The sequence below is a fragment of the Luminiphilus syltensis NOR5-1B genome (genome assembly GCF_000158175.1).
Taxonomy (GTDB): Bacteria; Pseudomonadota; Gammaproteobacteria; order Pseudomonadales; family Halieaceae; genus Luminiphilus; species Luminiphilus syltensis.
Genome location: NZ_DS999411.1, coordinates 277,100 through 298,758, shown reverse-complemented (window position 1 = coordinate 298,758; position 21,659 = coordinate 277,100). Strand labels below are relative to the sequence as shown.

The following is a 21,659-nucleotide window of genomic DNA, read 5'->3' as shown; positions in this document are numbered from 1 at the left end:
GGGTTTCCCGCTAATCTGGAGCGATGTTGAGCGTCTGGTCCGGTAGCGTTGAGCGTAAGCTGGCCCAGACGGCGCGATTGCTGTCGACCGGTGATCGATTACTCTGGATTAGGCGAGCCGCAATCCTGCTTTTTTTCATATGGGCGAGCCATAGCCTGGTTATGGGACTTTGGGCGATCCTGCCGGGGGCGGCTCCTGTGGAGTCGATGGGGCAGGTCATAAATCCTGTTTCCGGCGTATCCCTGTCCGAGTCCGTGGCCGTGGATCTCGAAGATATGGTGGGTCTTGGATTGTTCGGTGAATCGATCGCGGCCGCCGAGCCTGAACCCCTCGCTGATACAGCGACTGACAGTTCCAGAGAGGGGATTGAGGACGGAGCGCGGGAGTCGCGGCTGGGCCTTACCCTTACCGGGATTGTGGCCTCCACCGAGGATGGACTGGGTAGTGCGGTCATTAAATCGGGTAATACCGAATTGACTTATGCTGTCGGTGACACCCTGCCGGTTTCCAGCGGGGTAACGCTCGCCAAGGTCATGTCGCGCCAGGTCGTCATTGACAATAAAGGGACTTACGAATTGTTGACCCTGTTCGATGACAATGAACTTTCCCGGATGGCGAGCGTAAAATCCGCGCCGGGGCGCCCAGTGCCCCGCGCTGAACGCCCGGTGAATTCGCAGGCGCGGGAAATCAGGGTGGATGATCCCGCGAGGAGCGAACTGGCCGCGCGGTATAGGGATAAGTTCTACGACGAGCCGCAGACCCTGGCTTCGGTGGTCAGTGTTTCGGTTGTGCGTGACGATGGCGGGCTGCGGGGTTATCGACTGGCGCCCGGTCGTGAAGCTGACGTCTTTCGGCAACTGGGGTTTCGCGCGGGCGATCTGGTGACCGCGATAAATGGGTTGCCATTGAGCGATCCCGCCAACACACTCAAGCTCTATCAGGCGATGCGAGCCGCTGACAGTGCCTATTTTGAAGTTGAGCGTGGCGGAGTGCCCGTGTCCATAAGCGTGAGTCTCAATGCAGAGCAGTAGGGGTTATAACGCCATGGCGGCAGATGCCAGCATGTCATCCACGATCCGCAAAGCTCGACCGCCCCGGTCGCATTTTGCCACGGTGGTGGTGCTTGTTCTGGGGTTGGCCTGTGGGCTGGCAACCGCACCGACTCTCGCGCAAAGCTATACCGTTAATCTGAAAGATACGGATATTCAGGAGCTCATTAAATTCGTTGCCGATGTCACCGGCAGTACTATTGTTGTAGACCCCTCAGTTAAGGGAAAGGTCAAGGTCGTCTCCACCGAGCCCGTGACCAAATCCGAATTGTATGACCTGTTTCTTTCGATTCTCGATGTCCACGGTTATACCGCGGTGCGCAGCGGAAGCGTGATTCGTGTCATACAGAATAAGGACGCCCGCTCCTCGTCTGTCGGCGTGCCTCCCCTCACCGATACACTGACCAATGACGAATATGTGACCCAGGTGATTCGGCTCGAGAACGTATCAGCGGCCAAGCTGATACCGGTTCTCAGGCCACTGGTGCCGCAGCAGGCCCACATGGCGGCCTACGCGCCGAGTAACGCGATCATCATCTCGGACATTCGCTCCAACATTGGTCGCATTCGCGAGATTATTGATCGAATGGACAGCTCGGCGGTGCGCTCGACCGAGGTGGTTCGACTCAAATACGGTGTCGCTGAAGATATCGTACAGATGCTGCGCACGCTCGAAACCGATGAGGGTGAGGCAGGCGGCGCCGGCGAAGAAGTGACGCTGGTCGCGGACAAGCGCACCAACAGCGTCGTGGTGACCGCGGATGAACTGAACAGTGGTCGCATCAAGCAGCTGATTACCTATCTTGATACGCCCTTGGAGCAGAGCGGTAACGTCAAGGTGATCTATCTTGAATACGCCAATGCTGCCGAGGTCGCTGAAGTACTCACACGGGTAATGCAGAATATTACTCGTCTTGACGACAACGGCCAGCGAGAGCGTTCTGCGGGTGGCAATTCGACCATCGAGGCGGATGAGGGTACCAACGCACTGATTATAACGGCGGACGCTGATGAAATGGCGGCGCTGGAAGCGGTGATCGCTCGTCTCGATATTCGGCGTGCGCAGGTTCTGGTGGAAGCCATTATCGTAGAGATGGAAGTGGTTGAGGGGCAGGAGCTCGGTTTGCAGTGGCTGTTTGCCAATGACAGTGGCTTTTATGGCAGCAATATCAGTACGTCTTCTGCCCAGCGGGCGCGCAACGCCGCCATTGCCGACGCCATACTGCCCGGAGATGGGGATAGCTCCGGCGATATTGGCATTACCGATCTCGCCGGCGCGCTCTCGCAGGTTCCCGGGGCTACACTGGGCTGGGGTGCCGTCGATGATGATCTGACCATGACCGTTATCCTCAACGCCCTTGAGACCCAGGGCAATGCCAACATCCTGTCGACGCCGAGTCTTCTAACCCTCGATAACGAGGAGGCTTATATCACCGTGGGGCAGCAGGTGCCCTTTGTCACGGGCTCGTTCACCAATACCGGATCTGGCGACTCAGCCCGCAATCCCTTTCAGACCATCGAGCGCCAGAACGTGGGCATTACCTTAAAGGTGACCCCCCAGGTGAATGAGGGCGACTCGGTCGTCCTCGATATTGTTCAGGAAGTTTCCAGTATCAGCCAGCAGTTGCTCGTGGCATCGGACGTGATTACCAATGAACGCAAGATCGAGACCAAAGTACTGGCCAGTGATGGCGATATTGTGGTGCTGGGTGGTCTGGTGAAAGATGAGGTACAGGATAGCCAGCAGGGGGTGCCGATTCTGTCGAGCATACCCTTGCTGGGCCGGCTTTTTCGCAATGATGTGGTCGAGGTCAGCAAGTCCAATTTGCTGGTGTTTATCCGTCCGACGATTGTGCGTACCGACGTCGAGTTGGCGGGTGCTACAGCAGAAAAGTACCGGTTTATTCGGGAGCAGCAACTCGAGCGGCGCAAGCGGGGGCTGATGTTCCTCGACGATGGCAACCTGCCGGTTATCCCGACCTGGGAGGAGCAGGTGAGCCGGCTACCCGAGGAGCCCGCTGTCGGAGACGCCGGCGGTGAATGATCTCGCAGGCGATGCTATCGAATCGATAGCGGCTGTCGAGTTGGACGCCGTCGCGCCGGCCAACGGTCTTCTACCGTTTGCTTTTTCCAAAGCCAAGGGCGTACTGCTGACGCGCTCGGAACAGGGTGCGACGCTTTACCATACCGGCGCGTTGAGCCCGGACACCTTGCTCGAAGTGCGCCGATTTTTGGGCGCTCCCTTCGCGCTTGAAGTGATCAGCGAGGAGCGGTTTCGGATTCGTCTGACCGCCGCCTACCAGCGCACCAATAGCGAAGCGGCGCAGATGGCTGAGGACATTGGCGCCGATGTTGACCTCGCCAAGCTAGTCGATGAAATTCCGGATCTGGGTGACCTGATGGATGCGGAAGACGATGCACCCATTATTCGCCTGATCAATGCCATTCTTTCGCAGGCGGTTAAAGATCAGGCGTCGGATATTCATATCGAGACCTTTGAGGACCGCCTCAGTGTCCGCTATCGCATCGACGGTGTGTTAACCGAGGTGCTGTCCCCCAAGCGAATGCTCGCTTCGCTGCTCGTGTCACGGCTCAAGGTGATGGCGAAACTCGATATTGCAGAGAAGCGGGTGCCGCAGGATGGCCGCATATCGGTTCGGATTGCGGGCCATGCGGTCGATATTCGAATGTCGACCATTCCTTCGGCGCACGGCGAGCGCGTGGTACTGCGTTTGCTCGATAAGCAGGCCGGTCAGCTCGAGCTGGACCAACTGCAGATGAATGCGCAGGTGCTGGCGGGGTATCGAAAGGCACTCCGGGCGCCTCACGGCATTATATTGGTGACCGGTCCGACAGGGTCAGGAAAGACCACAACGCTCTACGCCGGACTTTCCAGTATCAACCAGACCTCCCGGAACATTCTAACGATTGAAGATCCCATCGAGTACATGTTGCCGGGCGTGGGCCAGACACAGGTCAACACCAAAGTGGATATGACCTTTGCCCGCGGCCTGCGGGCGATACTCCGTCAGGATCCCGATGTTGTCATGGTCGGTGAAATCCGCGATCTCGAAACCGCTGAAATAGCGGTGCAGGCATCGTTAACCGGCCATCTGGTGCTGTCCACGCTGCACACCAATACGGCGATTGGTGCGGTGACACGTTTGAAGGATATGGGTGTCGAGCCGTTTTTACTGTCCTCCAGCCTGCTGGCCGTGATGGCCCAAAGGCTGGTGCGACTGCTGTGCCCGGACTGTAAAATACAGGCAAAGGCGACTGACGCCGAACGGGAGCTGCTCGGATTGGAGCCCTCGGATACCCCTGTTTTGTCGCGCCCCAATGGCTGTGATCATTGTAATCAGACCGGCTATCGGGGCCGCACCGGCATCTACGAGCTGATCGAAATTGACGAGGAGCTGCGGCAGCTGGTGCATGATGCCCGTGGCGAGCAGGCGCTGTTGTCGGCAGCACGGCAGCGCTATTCCGGCATCAGTGTCGATGGACGCCGCCGCGTGCTCGCGGGAGAGACCAGTATCGAAGAGGTGCTGCGCGTCACCTCAATTACCGAGTTATGACTGCGTTTCGTTACAAGGCGCTCAACAGCGATGGCAAGCTGGTGAATGGTGTTCTCGAAGGGGACTCCGAGCGTGCCGTGCGGGTACAACTCCGTGGCCGACAATTGCGCCCGGTGGAGGTCAGCACAGCGGCGGCGCGTGCCTCGGAGCGCTGGCAGCTCAATTTACCGATCCTGCGCAGGCGTCTTGGTGCGGCTGAAATCGCTTTGATTACCCGCCAATTGGCCACCCTGGTCGCGTCTGCGCTGCCCCTCGATGAATGCCTGCAGGCGGTCGCCGAGCAGACGCGGAAATCGTCCACGAAGGCCCTGCTGCTGCAGGTTCGATCGAAGGTGGCCGAGGGTTATACCCTGGCGAGTTCAATGAGTCAGTTCCCGGGTGCCTTCGGCGATATGTATCGCGCGATGGTTCACGCGGGTGAGCAGGCGGGACAGCTGGCGCCGGTGCTCGAACAACTCGCCGATTACACGGAGAATCGTCAGCACACCGCGCAAAAACTGCAGATGGCAATGATTTATCCGCTGGTACTGGTCGCCGTCGCCATCGCCGTGGTGGCCGCCCTGATGGTTTTCGTGGTGCCGGAACTGGTCGGTATTTTTGCCCACACTCAAAAAGACTTACCCGCTTTGACAGTGGCCTTGATTGGCACCAGTGATTTTCTCCGGGACTACGGCCTGGGGTTATTACTCATTCTGGTGGCGGCAGTAGTGGCATTTCGTTACCTGCTTCGCGATCCCGGCAGACGTCGGAGATGGCATGGGCTATTGCTGCGCATTCCCCTGATTCGCGGTTTGCTGGTCAGCATCGATACTGCACGATTTTCATCGACGCTCAGCATTCTGATGGCCAGTGGCGTTCCCCTGCTGGATGCCTTGAGAATCGCCGGTGCGGTGATGTCGAACCTGGTATTGCAGGACTCCAGCCGCGCCGTTGCTGTTCGTGTGCAGGAAGGCAGCAGTTTGAATCGCGCTTTGGCACAGGAGCCGTTCTTCCCACCGATGATGGTGCACATGGTGGGGTCGGGTGAAGCCAGCGGTGACTTGGAAACAATGCTGGCCCGGTCGGCAAACAATCAGGAACGTGAACTCGAAATGACGCTGGGTACGGTGATGGGTCTTTTTGAACCGCTGATGGTGGTTTTCATGGGGGGATTGGTGCTGGCTATTGTCCTCGCCATTCTGCTGCCGATTTTTGATTTGAATACGATGGTGAGGTAAATCATGCGCAGGCATCAGGGCTTTTCGCTGATCGAGATTTTGGTGGTACTGGTCATCATGGGTTTGTTGATCAGCGTCGTGGCGCCCACGGTTCTGAACAGCGCCGATGATGCGCGAATCAAAAAGGTGGCCGCTGATTTCAAGTCAATCGAGACGGCACTGAAGATTTATCGTTTGGACAATTTCATCTACCCGAGTACCGAGCAGGGGCTGGCGGCGCTGGTGACTCCCAGCACCCTCGCTCCCGAGCCCAGAAATTTTAAAGCCGGCGGTTACTTGTCAGAGCTTCCCGTTGATCCCTGGGGCCGCGAGTATCTGTACCTCTCGCCTGGCGAATATGGCGAGGTCGATATTTATTCGCTCGGTGCCGATGGGCTCCCGGGGGGGGAGGGTCAGAACGCCGATATTGGTAACTGGACCGACAGTCAGGGCTGAAGCTCCGCTGAAACCGCGCTAAACAATGTCAACTCCAGAGGCTATGACGCGATCGATTCGAGGCTTCAGTCTGATTGAACTGCTGGTCGCTGTGCTGATCATTGTGCTGCTGACATCGGTGGTTGCCTTTAATGTGGGCAGCGGTGGTCAGCCTATCGAGCAACGCGACCGGGCGAGACTGGTGGCCAGTCTTATGGCGACAGCCCTCGCCGAATCAGAACTCACCGGCGCCGATCACGGACTTCTGCTGACAACGGCGGATGCCGTCAATGGCTATCAGGCACGCGCAACATGGCTCAGGCGTTACGATCAGGGCTGGGCAGCGCCTCGCACCGGGGCTGACGCCTTTGCTGAAATAGTCTTTGCGCCAACGACGGAGCTGCGAATTTCACTGGAAGGGCAACCGGATCTGGGTGTGGCTGACGACGGGATGCGCCAGCCCATACCGCAGATCGTTTTCTTCGCCGGCGGCGAAGTGACGCCGGGCCAACTCGACTGGGTTGATCGGGCGACGGGTAATCTACTCTACCGATTGCAGTGGGACCTGTTCGGGCGAAGTGAGTTACTCCCGGGGGGTGAGCGCATTGAAGAGGAATCCTGAGCGCGGTTTTACCCTGGTTGAGGTGATGGTGGCATTGACCGTTGTGGCGGTTGCATTGCCGGCGCTGGTATTCGGTTTGATGCAGCAAATAGACGGTACGGCGTATATGCGAGATCGCTCGGTGGCGAGTCTCGTTGCGAGTAACGTGCTCGCTGAGTTCCGGCTGATTGTGGCACAGGAGCAAACGCTCAGTTTGCGCGAAGCCAGCGGCGAGGTCCGAATGTTGGATCGCGATTGGTACTGGTGGATGACGTCTCAGGCAACCGATGTTCCCGGTTTTTTTCGCGTTGAAATCAGCGTTGATGAAACTGGCGACGATGATGGCACGACGCTGCACACCCTGACCGCGCTGATCGCCCCCGAGCGTGTTCTTGTTAACTGAGCGGCAAGGCGGGTTTACGCTGGTCGAGGTGCTGGTGGCGATGGCCATTACCGCGTTTGTTGCCGTTGTGGGTTATACCACCCTGGATGCGGTAATCAGTGGTGTCGAGCGTGAACGCCAGCAAGCGGAGCGGCTGCACGAGGTGAACCGTGCACTTTCCATTCTCGCTCGTGATCTTCGCCAGGTAACGAACCGTTCGGTGCTGGATGAATTCGGTACGCTCGAGTCCGCGCTCGTCGGCGGGGCGCTTGCGCGCGACTTGCTGGTGTTTACTCGCAGTGGCTGGCATAACACCGTCTCGGCGCCGCGCAGCGCGCTGCAGCGAGTGATTTATCGGCTCGACGGTGATCGGTTGCTGCGGGCCAGCTATCCGGTGCTGGATCGAATGCCCCAAACCGAACCGATCGAGGTGGTATTACTGGAGCAGGTGGCTTCGGTACGACTCCAGTTTCTCGATGACGTGGCAAATCTGCGCAACGGCCGAGGCATCGAGGTCGATCGCCGACAGTGGGCTGAAAGCTGGATCGCGGATGTCGCGTCACCCGACACCGTGGTAGATCCTCCCGCCGCTGTTGCCATGACGCTGGAGCTGCAGGATTGGGGTGAATTGAGTCGACTGTATGTCTTGCCACCTTACTGAACCGCGGCGTCAGGACGGGGCTGCGCTTGTCGTTGCCCTACTGATCTTTGCCATAGCCGCTGCTTTGATGGTGGGGTTGCAGCGGGAATTCACCCTGCAGCTGAAAAGGGTCGGCGGTACCCTGCAACAGGAGCAGGCGTGGCAGTACCTGCGTGCCGCGGAGGATCTGGCCAAAATCGCCTTGCGCCTGGACACGAGAAACGACGTGGGTTCGGATCGTGCGACCGACCATCTCCAGGAAATATGGGCCACTGAAACGGCCAACTATCCCCTTGCGGAAGGGGGCTGGTTAAGGGGCTCAATCGAGGATTTACAGGGCCGGTTCAATCTGAACGGGCTGGTCGAAGCGAGAAGCGACGGCGCGACCGATGGGCCTGACTCGAATGTGCGGCAGGGGGAAGATCGTTTAACTGCCCATCAGCGGCAATTTGTTCGCTTGTTGCTTGCCCTTGAAATCCCAGACATGGATGAGGGGCAGGCACTGAAATTGGTGGATTCGATTGCCGATTTCATCGATACCGATGATGCACCACGTCCTCTCGGTGCCGAGCGCGATGCGTATCAGAGGAAAAATCCCCCTTACCGTCCGGCTAACCGCACCCTCACCAGTGTCACTGAGTTGCGTGCCGTGATCGGTATGAACGATGATATTTATCAAGCGTTGGCACCCTACGTCACGGTGTGGCCTGAACGTGGCGGCGCGCTCAATGTGCTGACCGCACCCGCTACCGTACTGCGAAGTTTGAACACCGAGACCACACTGCAGCCATTAACCGCGCTTGACGGGGAGGCTCTGGTCCGCGGCAGAACTGACGGCGAGTGGCAATCGCTGGATGAACTGACTACGGAGACTTTGCTCGAGGCGTACGGCATTGACAACGTGGCCGGCGAATTGGGCGAGCGCTCAAACTGGTTTCTGCTGACCGCCCGAGTCGAGATTGCCGACACCGAACAGCGTCTGTACAGTGTCATCGAGCGCGATGGCGATAGTCTCATCACCCGGTACCGAACCATGGGAGATCTGTGAAAACCCGCACTGCCATTGTCGATACCTGCCAGCAATCGCCAGGATTTTCTCGCGCCTGGCGTACTGTTGTCACTCTCCACGGAGTACACCATGTCGGCGACTGAGAATCTTGCCGTTGTGCGTCTTGAGCAGGGTGCCCCGCGCCTGTGGAGGGCAGGTTCGAAGACGCCGGATACCCTTACCGAAGACAGCGCGATACCAGAAAACGCCGTTTTCGCCATCGCCGGTGATGCGGTTCGACTGTTCGTCAGGGAATTGGCGCCGGAGGAAGCCCGGCATATCGCCAAATCCCTGCCTTATCTGGTCGAAGAGGACATTGCCGACGATGTCGATGCGTTGCACTTTGCCTATCAGGCCTGCAGCGACCACCGTTACGCGGTGGCCTGTTGTGCAGAGTCCGTCATTGACAGTGTTCAGCAAGTCTTCCCGCACTGCTCGCGTCTGCGCCGGTGGTTGCCCGAGCCCCTGCTGCTGCCCTGGCAGGCTGGAGAGTGGACGCTGTTATTTGAAGAGGATTCGGTGCTGTTGCGCATCGCGGAGTACCAGGGCACCCGGATTGAGTATGAGTTGTTGCCTGCGTTGCTGCGCGCGCTGCCTCCACCGGAGTCTGGCCTGATTGCCTATGGCAACGATCGGCAGAGGGCACTTCAGGCGATCCCCGATGAGCTGAGAGCGATGGTTCAGTGGCGGCAGGGTGGTTTTGGTGACGCGCTATTGGTCGCCGATATTGGACCGGCAACCCTCAATCTGCGCCAGGGCCGTTATGCACCCCGATTACCGCTTCAGCGCTGGTGGGGCGAGTGGCGCTGGGTGGCGATGGCGGCGGGGGCTGCCCTTCTGCTTCAGTTGGGGTCTGACCTGGTGATTGGACAACGCCTGAAACATGAAAATCAGGCGCTTCGCGCCGCGATTGAAAGCAGTTATCGACAAGCCAACCCCCGCGGCGCCATGGTCGATGCGGAGAAACAGCTCGATAGACAGTTGGCTGAGTTTCAGTCATCGGATGTCTCCGGCGCGTTCACGCCAACACTCGCGGCGATTACGTCGGTGCTGGCGCAGGAGACTGGGATTACATTGGCCAATCTCAGCTTTAGTGGGCGCCAGGGGCAGGTCAGGGTTAACCTCCTGGCGCCTGACTTCTCGGCGGTAGAGCGGTTGCGATCGGCGATGAGTCAGCGGGGCTATCAAACCACATTGGAAAGTTCGAGTGCTGCTGAGACTCGTGTCCGCGCGCGCCTGCGTATCGAGGTGGCATCGTGAAAACCTGGTTCAGGCAATTACCCCAACGCGACCAGATAGCCTTACTGCTGCTTGCTGGCGCGCTGTCGCTCTGGTTGGTTTATCAGGCGCTACTGATGCCAGCAAAAACCCAGCGTGAGCGGCTACTCGCTACCAATGATGCGGCGGCACAGTTACTGGGCCGGGTCGATACCAAGGTGTCCCAGTTGATGTACCTGCGTGAGCAGGGTGGGAGTCGCCGTTCACAAAATATAACGGCAACGATTAATAGCACGACACGGGCGCTCGGTATCGCGGTACAGAGAATGCAGCCCAACAGTCGAGGTGAGGTCCAGATTCGCATGGAAGACGTCGACTACGACCTGCTGGTGCGCTGGTTGCATCGAATCGAGGTCGTTGAGGGGCTGTTAATCGTGGAGGCATCTATCGCTCAGTCGGGTCGCAGCGGCTCGGTGAACGCGTCGATTCGGATTGCCCAGTCGTGACCCCAAGGCGCGCCGTCGCCGCAACGGGCGGGTTGTGGTTGGTCGCGATGATGATCGCGACTATTCCCGCACATTTACTGACGGTGCTGTTGCCGCCCAATCTTTCTCTGGTGGCCGTAAGCGGTACCGTGTGGCGCGGTGAGGCGGCCAGGGCTGTCCTGTCTACACCGGCGGGATCGATGACATTGGGCCGGTTGAGCTGGCGTTTATCGCCCCTGTCGCTGATCAGGTTCTCACCCGCGGTCGAGCTTCGCAGCCAGTGGGGGAACCAGCGATTAGCGGCCACCGTAAACGTTCGGGGTGCTGATCGTTTGGCGCTGAAGGCGCTCACCGCGGAATTCGACGCCGGACTGATCAGGCAATTTGCTCCCCTGTATGTTGGCGGAAGGCTTCGACTGGATGTAGCGCAGGCGGAGATCGCCGGTGGTGTTCCCACTACCGTGAACGGACGTCTGGTGTGGGAGCAGGCGGTGTGGACAGCGGATCGCGGCGATAGCGCGCTGGGCTCCTACGCGCTGCCGGTCGAGACACGAGATTCCGTTATCACTGGCGAGTGGATCACGCTGGAGGGACCATTGGTCATCGAGGGTACGGTTCAGCTTCAGGAGCGTAACTACCGGCTGGATATCGACCTGAGTGGGCCGGCCTTGACCGATCCGATGCTTGCGGCGTCGTTACGCATGATGGCAGTGCCCACTGCGGGTGGTTTCGAATTGGCCGCCGAAGGTCGTTTTTAGTCGTTGGGCTTGGTGTGGAAACCCGTTTACGCATTACCGGGGGACCGCCTGGCGCCACCCGAGAAAATTCTGCCCCGCAGTAGGGTAGTATCTGCATTGCGCGGGTATGCGCGTGTTCGGGTTATCGTTACCACAGAGTGGCTTTGGGTGAGCCCCGGGTTTATTTCGCGCCAGCTCTCGTGATTTAGTCAGCAAGCTAGGAGGTTTCCTGCATGGCAGGCGGTTCAGCGCATTGGTCGAGTCGATTCGCATTTGTAATGGCCTCGGTGGGGTTTGCGGTCGGTCTTGGCAATATTTGGCGATTCCCTTACATCACCGGCGAGAACGGTGGTGCGGCTTTCGTACTGATCTATCTTTTATGCGCTTACGCCATCGGTGTTCCCTGCCTTATCGCCGAGTTGATGATCGGTCGACGAGGGGGTAGCAGTGCACCGAAATCGGTCGAAGTGGTCGCACGGGAATCAGGACGTTCGCCGATCTGGAGCTGGATCGGCGGCATGGGCGTTTTTACGGCCTTCACCATTTCAGTGGTTTACGCGGTTGTTGTCGGTTGGGTGTTGAAATATTTGTTCAGCGCGCTGAGTACTGGCTTTGCCGGGGTCGATGCCGCTGCTGCCAACCAGTCCTTTAGTAATATGCTCGACGATAGCTCGATGATGTTGCTATGGACGGTTGTGGGCACGCTGATCACGGGCGGTATTATCTTCGCCGGCGTCAAGGACGGTATAGAGCGCGCCGTGACCGTGATGATGCCCGTCATGTTTGTATTGCTGATTGGCCTGGGTATCTACAACGCGTTTACCGGGGGCTTCATGACGACCCTCGAGTGGCTGTTTACCCCGGATTTCAGCAAGGTCGATGGCTCAGTGGTGCTCGCCGCCGTAGGGCAGGCGTTCTTCTCCCTGAGTATCGCCATGGGCGGGATGATGACCTACGGGTCTTATTTACCGAAGGATTTCTCCATTGTTGGAGGAGCGGCTTTGATTGTCTTCGCCGATACGATGGTGGCTTTGTTGGCAGGGTTCGTGGTGTTCCCCATGGTGTTCCATTTCGGCCTGGATATGAGCAGCGGCGCCGGTTTGATTTTTCAAACACTACCGGTCGCTTTTGCGCAAATGCCCGGTGGACATGTGTTTTCGGTATTCTTTTTTCTGATGTTGGCCTTTGCCGGGATTACGTCACTGGTCGGTCTTCTCGAGTCGGTCACCGCCTGGTTCGATGAGCGGTTCGATGTTAATCGACACCTGAGTGTGGCCGCCGTAGTCCTGATAGTGACTGTCTGCAGCATCGCCAGCGTGTTGTCCTATAACGTTTGGTCCGAAGTACGCATTGCAGGAATGAATTTCAACGATATCGCCGAGGATTTACCCGGAAAGGTTCTACTGCCCCTGGGCGGGCTGATGATTGCTGTTTTTGCGGGTTGGCGGGTACTGCGCACCCACAGTGAGGATGAGCTCAATACGAACTCCACAGCCTTTGTGACCTGGCGCGCGCTGGTACGCTATCTGGTGGTTCCTGCGATTGCCGTCATTCTTGTCAGTGGGCTGATCTAATATGTTGGTAACCATTACCGACTGGCTCTGGTCCTATGTCTTGATCGTGGTTTTGATCGGTGTGGGGCTGCGTTTCAGCGTCGGTTCGCGCTTCGCCCAGCTGCGACTCTTTGGTGCCATGTTTTCAGGCCTGCTGCACAGCCACCTCGGAGGTACCGATCGGGGTATCAGCGGATTTCAGGCCCTCGTGGTGAGCATCGCCGGAAGGGTGGGTGGCGGCAATATTGCCGGAGTGGCGGTTGCGATCGCACTCGGCGGCCCCGGGGCGCTTTTCTGGATGTGGCTGATTGCGCTGATCGGTATGGCGACCAGCCTGTTTGAATGCGCCATCGCCCAATTGTTCAAGCATCGACACACCGGTGAGGATTTCCGGGGTGGCCCGGCCTATTACATGCGCTACGGATTGGGCTGGAAGGTCTTGCCGGTGGTCTACTCGGTGTTGCTGTTGTTGACCATCGGCGTTGGCTTCAATGCAGTTCAGTCCTACGCGCTGACCCAGTCGGTGGAATCCGCCTTTGGAATACCGGCCTGGCAGGCGGGCCTGGTGCTTACCGCGTTCATGGGCGTGATCCTTTTTGGCGGAATTCGCCGCATCGCGTTATTTGCTGAAATCGTCGTACCCCTCATGGTGGCGGGTTACTTCATTGCTGCAGTGGTGGTGGTGGTTCTCAATATCAGCGAAGTCCCCGCAGCCCTCGGCCTGATTATCAAGTCAGCCTTTGGCTTCGATCAGGTGATGGGCGGTGGACTTGCTGCCGCCGTGATGCAGGGGGCTCGCCGTGGTTTGTTTTCCAATGAGGCGGGGCTGGGAACCGCACCCAATGTTGCCGCGGTTGCCGATGTGCCGCACCCGATTTCCCAGGGGCTGGTTCAGGCACTGAGCGTCTTCATCGACACCATGATTCTCTGTACCTCGACCGCGCTGATCATTTTGCTGTCCAGCGTCTACCAGCCGGAGGCAGCGAACATGCCCGGTGTCACCATGACGCAGCTGGCGTTGGCGGAACATCTGGGCTATTGGGGGGAACCTTTGGTCAGTATTGCGCTGGTGATGTTTGCGGTGACTTCTATCGCCTACAACTGCTACCTCGGTGAAAATGCCATCGCCTTTTTTGATGATCTTCCCCGGGGCACGCTCACGGTTTTTCGCATTTTTATTCTGGTCATTATCGCCTGGGCCTCGATGCAGGATTTGGGTACGATTTTCAGCTTTTCGGATCTGACCATGGCGCTGTTGGCACTGACCAATTTATACGCGCTGTGGAAGCTCTATCCCGTCGGTATTCGAATACTCAGGAATTTCGAGGATCAGCGTCGGGCGGGGCAAGCGCCGGTTTTTGATCTGTCCAAGGAACCGACCCTCGATCTGGATCCGGAGAGTTGGGGGACGACTGCCGATCCGGAACGAACTGGATGATCGCGAGTACCGCAATCGCGATCGCAATAAGCCAGGGACGCCACTTCATCGCATATCGGTCAGCGTAACCGTGTAAGACAGCTCACTATCATCCCGGCGGGTTCTAATTTCGATTTCGTCGCCGACTTCGTGCTGTTCCATCGTGGTCAGGTAATCATCGGTTGAACGGATCTCAGCATCGTCGATGTGGGTGATCACATCGCCAAGTCGAAGTTCTCCGCGTGACCCGCGATAGGCGCCAATAAGGCCCGCACGGTCGGCGGGAGACCCCCGGACAACACGTACGATGGGTACGCCCTCGACCCGGTAGCGCTTCATCCAGCGATCGCTCGCAAGCTCGAGTCCCAGGGTGGGGCGCATGATTTTGCCGTAGGCGATCAGTTGCGGCACTGACTCCTTGACCGTATTGACCGGTATGGCAAAACCGATGCCGGCGCTGGCACCGCTGGGGGAATAAATAGCGGTGTTGACGCCAATGAGCTGCCCGAGGGAATTGAGCAGTGGGCCGCCGGAATTACCCGGGTTGATGGCGGCGTCGGTCTGAATAACATTGCGGATACGCCGGTTACTTGGTGACTGGATTTCACGTCCCAGCGCACTGACCACGCCGACGGTCAGTGTGGTATCGAGACCGAAAGGATTGCCAATGGCCAATACCTTCCGCCCCACCGAAAGATCGGAAGAGTCGCCAAGGGGTAGTGTGATGAGGTTGTCAGGGGGATCGAGAAGACGCAGCACGGCGAGATCCCTTTCGGGGGCAAGGCCCACGATCTCGGCCTTGTGCTCGGTCTGGTCCTGCAGGGTTACCGTCAGCCGATCGGCCCCGGCGACGACATGGTAGTTGGTGACGATGAGCCCGTTTTCGTCCCAGATGAACCCCGAGCCTGCGCCCCGTGGAATTTCGAGAATATTGAGCGAGAATAAATTGCGACGCAATTCGCTACTGGTTACGAACACGACGGCGGGGCTTGCAGCACTGAAAACCTCGGTGGTGTTGGCTTCGTCGTCCGTGGCAAAACTGAGGTAGTCAGTTTCGGGGGGAGGATCTGAAGACCAGCAGGCCGTCGCCACCAAAAGCGCGCTCAAGGTCGCCGGCAGTAGCAGCAACCCGCGAAATGGGGATATCACGACTGCAGCGCTCTAATGCGGTCTTCCAGTGGCGGGTGCGAGCGAAACAATGCGCCAAATTTTGACTGTCCTGTACGAATGCCGAAGGCCGTCATCTCACCGGGCAAATCCCCAGGTAACCCCTGTTCTTCGCGTAATCGCTGTAATGCGCCAATCATGTCCTGAGGCGTTGTCAGGCTGGCGCCGGCCGCGTCAGCGCGGTACTCGCGAAAACGCGAAAACCAGAAGACGATCATGCTGGCCAGCAGTCCCAGGAGTATTTCAGCGACGATGGTGACGACGAAATAACCCAGTCCATAACCCCGTTCGGTTTTGAAGACCACGCGATCTACTGTATGGCCGATTACCCGGGCAAAGAACATGACAAAGGTATTGACCACACCCTGTACGAGGCTGAGGGTGATCATGTCCCCATTGGCGACGTGGCCGATTTCGTGGGCGAGTACCGCGCGCACTTCGTTGGGCTGCATGCGACGCATTAAGCCGCTGCTTACGGCGACCAGTGCACTGTTACGATTCCAGCCGGTGGCGAAGGCATTGGAGGCTTCGGAGGGAAATACGCCGACCTCGGGCATGCCAATACCAGCGGCGTCGGCCAATTCAGCGACGGTGTCGACCAGCCATTGTTCTTCTCGATTTCGCGGGGCGGAGATGATGGCAGTGCCGGTACTGCGTTTTGCCATCCATTTCGACAGCAGCAGTGATACCAATGATCCGCCGAAGCCAAAGAGGGCACAGAAAACCAGCAGCGCCTTTAAATCGAGGTCGACGCCATTGGCGGCAAGAATGCTGTCAAAGCCCAGCAGGGTAAAAACGGTGCCTACCAGGACCAGCACAGCGAGGTTAGTCGCCAAAAACAGGAGTATGCGCACGCTTAGGTCTCCGAGAGGACGGTTTGTAGAGTGTTATGGGTGTCATTCTGCTCGTTTTCAAGCGCCAGGCTATCGGTCTCGTCATCAGCCCCGGGAATCGGCACGTCACTGATCGGGAGTTTGGGCAGTTTATTGTCGATACGTTCGATACATTTGATCTCGCCCCGCAGATCGATATCCCGGGCACTGAGTTCTACCAGTGTATTAACCGCCTCATCGCGATGGTCGAATGTGGCGACCCGCGGCGCCTCGCTGCCATCGATCCAGGCTTTACTGCGTCCCCAGTAGTGACCGTCCTGATTACAGATAATGTGGGTTTGCGTCATGATCATCCAAATAAGCTTGGTTAATAAATGTCAGTGTTTGATGAGAAAGTCTTTCGCCTGGTTGATCTTGGCGGCGAGATAATCGTTGCCTCCGCGATCCGGGTGCAGTTTTTGCATGAGGCTGCGGTGGGCGGCGATGATTTCTTCATCACTGGGTTCTCCCCCAAGACCGAGTACCAACAGCGCTTCTTTTCGCGACATACCCCCGGTCGATGCGGAAGCGCTGGCCTCGGCCTCGGCGTCTGAATCGTCATCGGGGAACCGCTGTTCCAGATAGCTCTGCAGTAATTGTGCCGAGTCGCTGTCGTTTTGTTGACAAAAAGCCAGTAGTTCGTCCAGTTGTTCACGGGTCATTTCATTCAGCAGCCAACCCTCGTAAGGTCCGCTGAGGACCTCGCCCGCCAATTCGCCGGAGCTGTGATCCAGGGTCATAGTCAGTAGTGCACTGCGTACTTCGGAGTGCTGCCCGGTGTTGGTTTGCTGACGGTGCTGTAGCCATTGCTGGAGTAAGGGAAAGGCGCGGATCACCGTGGGTAACAGCTGCCGCAGCCCGACCGCAAGCCCGGTGATGGCAGCGCCGAGCCAGTGCATTTTTCCGGCCAGTGTCAGCAGTGCCGCGGCGATGGCCGCAACAATAAGACCGAGCTGGATGAAGCCGGATCGCCGTTTGTGCGGGGGAAGACGCTGTACCCGACGTACAACGATGACCAGGGCGATAATAATCGCGAGAAGCAGTATTAACTTGGGCACTAGTCTCTACGGGGTAATTGGGAGAGTAGTAGTTTACCAGCTTCGGTCCCGGAACTGGTTAGCGCTTTATGGCCGCCGCTGGTGAATCTAACCACCGCCTCGAGGAGTGAACGGAGCCGCTCGGCACTGTTGGCATCAAACTGAGCGTAGGCGCCACCACTGTTTTTCGCCATTTGCTCGAACACGCCGGCGACGTTGTTATCGTGGCCTTCCTGAAAAAGAAAAACAGGTTGTTTCCTGACGCCGCATTGCGCCGCCAGTTGACACAACTCTTTGGCGCTTTCTTCCATGGCGTCCCCGATAAAGACCAGTGCCCTCACGGGGGTCGCGGGTGTGCTGGTGGCGAGATAGTGTCGCAGCACCCGGCCTATCTGTGTGGGACCGCCCTGGCACGCCACAGCGGACATGTGCGCCTGTAACTCGCTGGCAGCCGTCAACCACGGGCTGGCAACGAACTCGTTAAATCCCCGGTAATACGCCAGTTGCAGCGCCAATGAGGATCCTGTGACGGCGGCAGTGAATAGTTCGTTGTGCAGCGCCCGCGCCCGCTCCCAGGTGGGCTCGCGACTCGCGGTGGCGTCGAGGGCAAACATCAGGCGGGACTGCCGCTCAACAACTCGGCGAATCGCCTTCGATTTTTTCAGGAAGGCGCTGACATCGCTGGACGGGTTTGTGGTGAGTGACTTGCTCATTGTCGCCTCCCTCGATTGACTGGCGCAGGTGATGCAGAATGCTCGACGCCAGACCACAGCTTTGGAGCCTATGCTAATCGGACGGCAAATCCCTTAGACTTACCCTACATTTGAAACGTTCAGTGGTCTCATTGTGAACCTTTTTGATCTGCGAAAAAAACACGCGATTCCCTCGCCCGAGAAAGCGCTGCCCGGGCGCGACGAGCCTGTGGAAATTACCGGTCAGCACGCGGTTCTCGGAACGCCGATGCTACCTCCTTTCCCCGAAGGCTATCAGCGCGCGGTGTTTGCCATGGGCTGTTTTTGGGGAGTGGAGCGCCGTTTCTGGCAGCTGGAGGGGGTGTATACCACTGCCGTGGGCTACGCCGGCGGGCAGACCCCCAATCCGACCTATCGCGAGGTCTGTTCGGGACTCACCGGTCATACCGAGGTGTTTCTTGTGGTCTTTGACCCGACGATTATCACCTACGAGCAGCTGCTCGAGTGTTTTTGGGAGAATCACAATCCAACCCAGGGTATGCGTCAGGGCAACGACTACGGCACACAGTATCGCTCGGCCATTTACTGTACCGATTCGGATCAGCTATCCGCGGCACAGGCGTCCCGTGATCAGTACCAGAGTGCGCTCAGCGCCAAGGGCTTTGGTGATATCACTACTGAGATCATGGAAGCCCCGCCGTTTTACTACGCCGAGGACTACCATCAGCAGTATCTGCACAAAAATCCGGGTGGTTATTGCGGAGTCGGCGGCACCGGTGTGACCTGTGCCATCGGAACCGGGGTGGCTGCCGAAGCCTGATCAAGGGGCTACGCCCTTTTGACGGGGTGCGCCATCAGATCAGTTGCCGGCCGAGCACAGTGTTCAGCGCCGTGTCGACACTCAGGATTCGCCGACCAAGACTGCGGACGGATACACCCTGCTGACAGGCCAGCTCGACCTCAAAGGGGATAAAACCACCCTCCGGCCCGATGAGAATCAGCGCCTTGTGGTCCGTCTGATCGGCGGCGAGCACCGGTTCACTGCCGGGGTGCACGATGACGCCGGCACGATCGCTGATCAGTGCGGGCAGGATGTCCTCGATAAACGGCCGAAAGCGCCGGTGCTGGTGCACTTTCGGCATCCGGGTATCGCCGCTCCGCTCGAGACCTGCCTGCAGCGCCCGCTGTATGTTTCCAGTCTGCAACAACGGCGATTGCCAATAGCTTTTCTCCACGCGCCAGCTGTGAATCAGATGCAGGGTCCCGACGCCAAACTCGGCGACAGTGCGCAGCACTCTTCTCAGCATTTTGGGGCGGGGCAGGGCGAGGGCGATATCGTAAGGGTGGCGCGGAGGGGGCGACTCGCTCAGGGCCACCTGCATCAGTACTTCGCCCGTATCAATGGCAGTGATCGTGCCGGTACCCATGTTGCCGTCGACCAATCCCACCTTTAACGAGGTCCCTACCTCGGCGCCGAGTACCCGCTGGATATGCTGGAACCGGTGGTCGGTGAGGCGAACCTCATCGCCGTGCAACCAGTCGTTCTCGGTGAGCAGCAGTATATTCAACGATTAGCCAAGCCAGAGATCGTAATCGTCAGCCGCGGTGACCTCGCCGCGCACACGGTCGCCGGGAGACAGGTCCGATGCACCCGGTAGATGAACCAGGCCATCGATCTCGGGCGCGTCCGCCGCCGAGCGACCGATGGCGCCTTCTGAATCAACCTGATCGATCAAAACGTCGATGGTGGAGCCGACTTTCCGCTGCAGCTTATCGGCGCTGATGCGCTGTTGCAGGGCCATGAAGATTTGCCACCGCTCTTCCTTGACGGCCTCGGGAACGGGGTTGGGCAGGTCATTCGCCGCCGCTCCGGCCACAGGCGAGTACTTGAAACAACCGACGCGATCGAGCTGGGCTGACTCCATAAAGTCGAGCAGCTCCTGAAACTCGGCGTCGGTTTCCCCGGGGTAGCCGACGATGAAGGTGCTGCGCAGGGTAATATCGGGGCAAACCTCCCGCCAGCGATGGATTCGGTCGAGGGTCTTCTCTGCCGCCGCCGGCCGCTTCATTCGCTCAAGTACCGCGGGGCTTCCGTGCTGTAAGGGGATATCGAGGTAGGGCAAAATCTTGCCGTCAGCCATCAGCGGTATCACCTTGTCGACATGCGGGTAGGGATAGACGTAATGCAGGCGGATCCAGACGCCCAGCTCGCCAAGCGTAGCCGCAAGTGTTTCCAGATTGGTTTTGAGGGGTCGCCCGTCCCAGAAGTCGGTGCGGTAGCGCAAATCAACACCATAGGCGCTGGTATCCTGGGAGATCACCAGGATCTCGCGAACCCCCGCGCGCACCAGACCTTCTGCCTCGCGCATCACCTCGCCGATGGGTCGGCTGACCAGATCGCCACGCATGCTCGGGATAACGCAAAACCGACAGCGGTGATTACAGCCCTCTGAAATCTTGAGGTAGGCGTAGTGACGCGGCGTCAACTTGACACCCTGAGCGGGAATCAAATCGATCGTCGGGTCGGGTTTGTGTTTGTTGGGCAACACGCGCCGTACTTCACTGAGCACCTCCTCATAGGCCGCCGGACCCGTGATACCCAGCACCTTGGGGTGCGCCTCCAGAATCGCCTCGGCGTCGGCGCCCTTACCCATGCACCCGGTCACCAATACGCGGCCGTTTTCCTCGATGGCCTCTCCGATGGCTTCGAGTGACTCGGCCTTGGCGCTGTCGATAAAGCCGCAGGTATTAACAATGACGACCCCGGCATCCTCGTAGGAGGGTGTTACTTCATAGCCATCGAGCCGCAGCTGCGTCAGGATGCGTTCGGAATCAACGAGCGCTTTGGGGCAGCCGAGCGAGACAAAGCCGACGCGCTGCGGCCTGTTTTCTGCACTGCTGCTGTTGGTATTGGTCATAGTGGATATCGGCGCGGGAGTTTCGGGGCCGCAATGGTACCACCCGGCATGGAATGCTACAGCTGTAGACGGGTTTGGGCGCTGTGGGTACCGGTCCGCAACTCAGCCTTCAAAAGCTTCATCAAGGCCAGTGCATCATCCCGGTTGAGAAACTCGCCGACCGCCACGTGGTGCTCGCGGCTGTGAATCGCAAGCGCGGGTCCGTCCCAGGGATGCGCTTCCGGGGTGACCGCCAGACGGGTCTGCTCCCGGGGCAAGCGCCAGGTTCGTCGCGGTGCGTAGTGCCCCTTGTCAATTTTAATGCGGTCCTTGGTCAGTGTAATGACGTGTCGATATTGCAGTTTCCAGTTGACGTAATAGAGCGCACCACCGAGGCAACCCAATTCAAGCCCGGCCAGCGGCAGTATCGGCCAGGCGCCTAGCAGCGTAAAACCGATCGCAGCGGCGAGGGAGGGGACGGCAATAGCCACCAGCGCCCAGAGATTGTGGCGCCAGGAAGAGGAATGATTGGGCTTGGCGATAATGATTTTGGCACCGCCTGCCTCTGAATGGTGAATCACACGTTAGCCCTTTACTGCTTTAGCCTGATGCTAGCCAATACGCGGAGAAGAGAAAATCCGATGTCCCGGCCAAGCTG

At 58.5% G+C, this 21,659-nt stretch carries 23 protein-coding genes; 15 read left to right on the top strand and 8 right to left on the bottom strand.

Translation table 11 applies throughout. The features are described 5' to 3' along the window. Positions 1-26 precede the first annotated feature (26 nt). The 14 genes from gspC to NOR51B_RS01245 all read left to right on the top strand — a co-directional run bounded on the left by gspC (position 27) and on the right by NOR51B_RS01245 (position 14,357). Positions 27-1,031 (top strand): type II secretion system protein GspC, encoded by a 1,005-nt coding sequence (gene gspC / locus NOR51B_RS01310; RefSeq protein ID WP_230198377.1) that lies wholly within the window; start codon positions 27-29, stop codon positions 1,029-1,031. A 31-nt stretch (positions 1,032-1,062) separates the two neighbouring features. Next, entirely contained in the window at positions 1,063-3,093 is a 2,031-nt protein-coding gene (gene gspD / locus NOR51B_RS01305; protein ID WP_040482232.1) for a type II secretion system secretin GspD, read from the top strand. 16 nt (positions 3,094-3,109) lie between these two features. Continuing rightward, on the top strand, positions 3,110-4,624 hold the full coding sequence (gene gspE, locus NOR51B_RS01300) for a type II secretion system ATPase GspE (RefSeq protein WP_050759507.1): 1,515 nt from the start codon (positions 3,110-3,112) through the stop codon (positions 4,622-4,624). After that, a complete protein-coding gene (gene gspF, locus NOR51B_RS01295; RefSeq protein WP_009019782.1) occupies positions 4,621-5,841 on the top strand; it encodes a type II secretion system inner membrane protein GspF in 1,221 nt (406 codons plus the stop codon). The genes gspE and gspF overlap by 4 nt, the downstream gene beginning before the upstream one ends. Positions 5,842-5,844: 3 nt before the next feature. After that, positions 5,845-6,276 (top strand): type II secretion system major pseudopilin GspG, encoded by a 432-nt coding sequence (gene gspG, locus NOR51B_RS01290; protein ID WP_009021400.1) that lies wholly within the window; start codon positions 5,845-5,847, stop codon positions 6,274-6,276. A gap of 43 nt (positions 6,277-6,319) precedes the next feature. Next, positions 6,320-6,877 carry a prepilin-type N-terminal cleavage/methylation domain-containing protein gene (locus NOR51B_RS01285; RefSeq protein ID WP_040481520.1) on the top strand — a complete coding sequence of 186 codons (558 nt, stop codon included), beginning with the start codon at positions 6,320-6,322 and terminating at the stop codon, positions 6,875-6,877. Continuing rightward, positions 6,852-7,259, top strand: a complete 408-nt coding sequence (gspI, locus tag NOR51B_RS01280; RefSeq protein WP_040481517.1) for a type II secretion system minor pseudopilin GspI — start codon at positions 6,852-6,854, stop codon at positions 7,257-7,259. The genes NOR51B_RS01285 and gspI overlap by 26 nt, the downstream gene beginning before the upstream one ends. After that, positions 7,243-7,899 carry a type II secretion system minor pseudopilin GspJ gene (gspJ, locus tag NOR51B_RS01275; RefSeq protein WP_009019664.1) on the top strand — a complete coding sequence of 219 codons (657 nt, stop codon included), beginning with the start codon at positions 7,243-7,245 and terminating at the stop codon, positions 7,897-7,899. Before gspI ends, gspJ begins: the two co-directional genes overlap by 17 nt. Then, a complete protein-coding gene (gspK, locus tag NOR51B_RS01270; protein ID WP_050759390.1) occupies positions 7,880-8,926 on the top strand; it encodes a type II secretion system minor pseudopilin GspK in 1,047 nt (348 codons plus the stop codon). Before gspJ ends, gspK begins: the two co-directional genes overlap by 20 nt. Positions 8,927-9,016: 90 nt before the next feature. Continuing rightward, positions 9,017-10,186: a type II secretion system protein GspL gene (gene gspL / locus NOR51B_RS01265; RefSeq protein WP_050759389.1), complete on the top strand. Its 1,170-nt coding sequence runs from the start codon at positions 9,017-9,019 to the stop codon at positions 10,184-10,186. Then, entirely contained in the window at positions 10,183-10,650 is a 468-nt protein-coding gene (gene gspM, locus NOR51B_RS01260; protein WP_009021069.1) for a type II secretion system protein GspM, read from the top strand. Before gspL ends, gspM begins: the two co-directional genes overlap by 4 nt. Further along, on the top strand, positions 10,647-11,387 hold the full coding sequence (locus tag NOR51B_RS01255; protein ID WP_040481515.1) for a type II secretion system protein N: 741 nt from the start codon (positions 10,647-10,649) through the stop codon (positions 11,385-11,387). The genes gspM and NOR51B_RS01255 overlap by 4 nt, the downstream gene beginning before the upstream one ends. 212 nt (positions 11,388-11,599) lie before the next feature. Then, the gene (locus NOR51B_RS01250) at positions 11,600-12,940 is read left to right on the top strand and encodes a sodium-dependent transporter (RefSeq protein ID WP_040481512.1); all 1,341 of its coding nucleotides are present in this window, start codon (positions 11,600-11,602) and stop codon (positions 12,938-12,940) included. A 1-nt stretch (position 12,941) separates the two neighbouring features. Further along, on the top strand, positions 12,942-14,357 hold the full coding sequence (locus tag NOR51B_RS01245; RefSeq protein ID WP_009020132.1) for an alanine/glycine:cation symporter family protein: 1,416 nt from the start codon (positions 12,942-12,944) through the stop codon (positions 14,355-14,357). A gap of 45 nt (positions 14,358-14,402) precedes the next feature. On the opposite strand, the gene NOR51B_RS01240 is transcribed toward NOR51B_RS01245, so the two are convergent. Genes NOR51B_RS01240 through NOR51B_RS01220 form a run of 5 tightly spaced genes read right to left on the bottom strand, consistent with a single transcriptional unit; the run spans position 14,403 to position 18,125 of the window. Beyond that, the gene (locus tag NOR51B_RS01240; RefSeq protein ID WP_407635202.1) at positions 14,403-15,485 is read right to left on the bottom strand and encodes a S1C family serine protease; all 1,083 of its coding nucleotides are present in this window, start codon (positions 15,483-15,485) and stop codon (positions 14,403-14,405) included. After that, complete coding sequence (gene htpX / locus NOR51B_RS01235) at positions 15,482-16,357, bottom strand: protease HtpX (RefSeq protein ID WP_009020158.1); 876 nt, start codon at positions 16,355-16,357, stop codon at positions 15,482-15,484. Before htpX ends, NOR51B_RS01240 begins: the two co-directional genes overlap by 4 nt. A gap of 2 nt (positions 16,358-16,359) precedes the next feature. Further along, positions 16,360-16,683: a heat-shock protein HtpX gene (locus tag NOR51B_RS14750; RefSeq protein WP_154647572.1), complete on the bottom strand. Its 324-nt coding sequence runs from the start codon at positions 16,681-16,683 to the stop codon at positions 16,360-16,362. 30 nt (positions 16,684-16,713) lie between these two features. After that, complete coding sequence (locus NOR51B_RS01225) at positions 16,714-17,433, bottom strand: J domain-containing protein (RefSeq protein ID WP_009020768.1); 720 nt, start codon at positions 17,431-17,433, stop codon at positions 16,714-16,716. Beyond that, the gene (locus NOR51B_RS01220; RefSeq protein WP_009021678.1) at positions 17,433-18,125 is read right to left on the bottom strand and encodes a vWA domain-containing protein; all 693 of its coding nucleotides are present in this window, start codon (positions 18,123-18,125) and stop codon (positions 17,433-17,435) included. The genes NOR51B_RS01225 and NOR51B_RS01220 overlap by 1 nt, the downstream gene beginning before the upstream one ends. A 133-nt stretch (positions 18,126-18,258) precedes the next feature. Between NOR51B_RS01220 and msrA the strand changes: the two genes are divergently transcribed. Beyond that, positions 18,259-18,924: a peptide-methionine (S)-S-oxide reductase MsrA gene (gene msrA / locus NOR51B_RS01215; RefSeq protein WP_009021348.1), complete on the top strand. Its 666-nt coding sequence runs from the start codon at positions 18,259-18,261 to the stop codon at positions 18,922-18,924. 34 nt (positions 18,925-18,958) lie between these two features. On the opposite strand, the gene NOR51B_RS01210 is transcribed toward msrA, so the two are convergent. From NOR51B_RS01210 to NOR51B_RS01200, 3 genes are read right to left on the bottom strand one after another with little or no spacing between them, the layout of a single operon-like run. Next, entirely contained in the window at positions 18,959-19,672 is a 714-nt protein-coding gene (locus NOR51B_RS01210) for a 16S rRNA (uracil(1498)-N(3))-methyltransferase (RefSeq protein ID WP_009019662.1), read from the bottom strand. A gap of 3 nt (positions 19,673-19,675) precedes the next feature. Beyond that, the gene (gene rimO / locus NOR51B_RS01205; RefSeq protein WP_009020710.1) at positions 19,676-21,022 is read right to left on the bottom strand and encodes a 30S ribosomal protein S12 methylthiotransferase RimO; all 1,347 of its coding nucleotides are present in this window, start codon (positions 21,020-21,022) and stop codon (positions 19,676-19,678) included. A gap of 56 nt (positions 21,023-21,078) precedes the next feature. Continuing rightward, positions 21,079-21,582: a DUF2244 domain-containing protein gene (locus tag NOR51B_RS01200; RefSeq protein WP_009020025.1), complete on the bottom strand. Its 504-nt coding sequence runs from the start codon at positions 21,580-21,582 to the stop codon at positions 21,079-21,081. Positions 21,583-21,659: the final 77 nt, after the last annotated feature.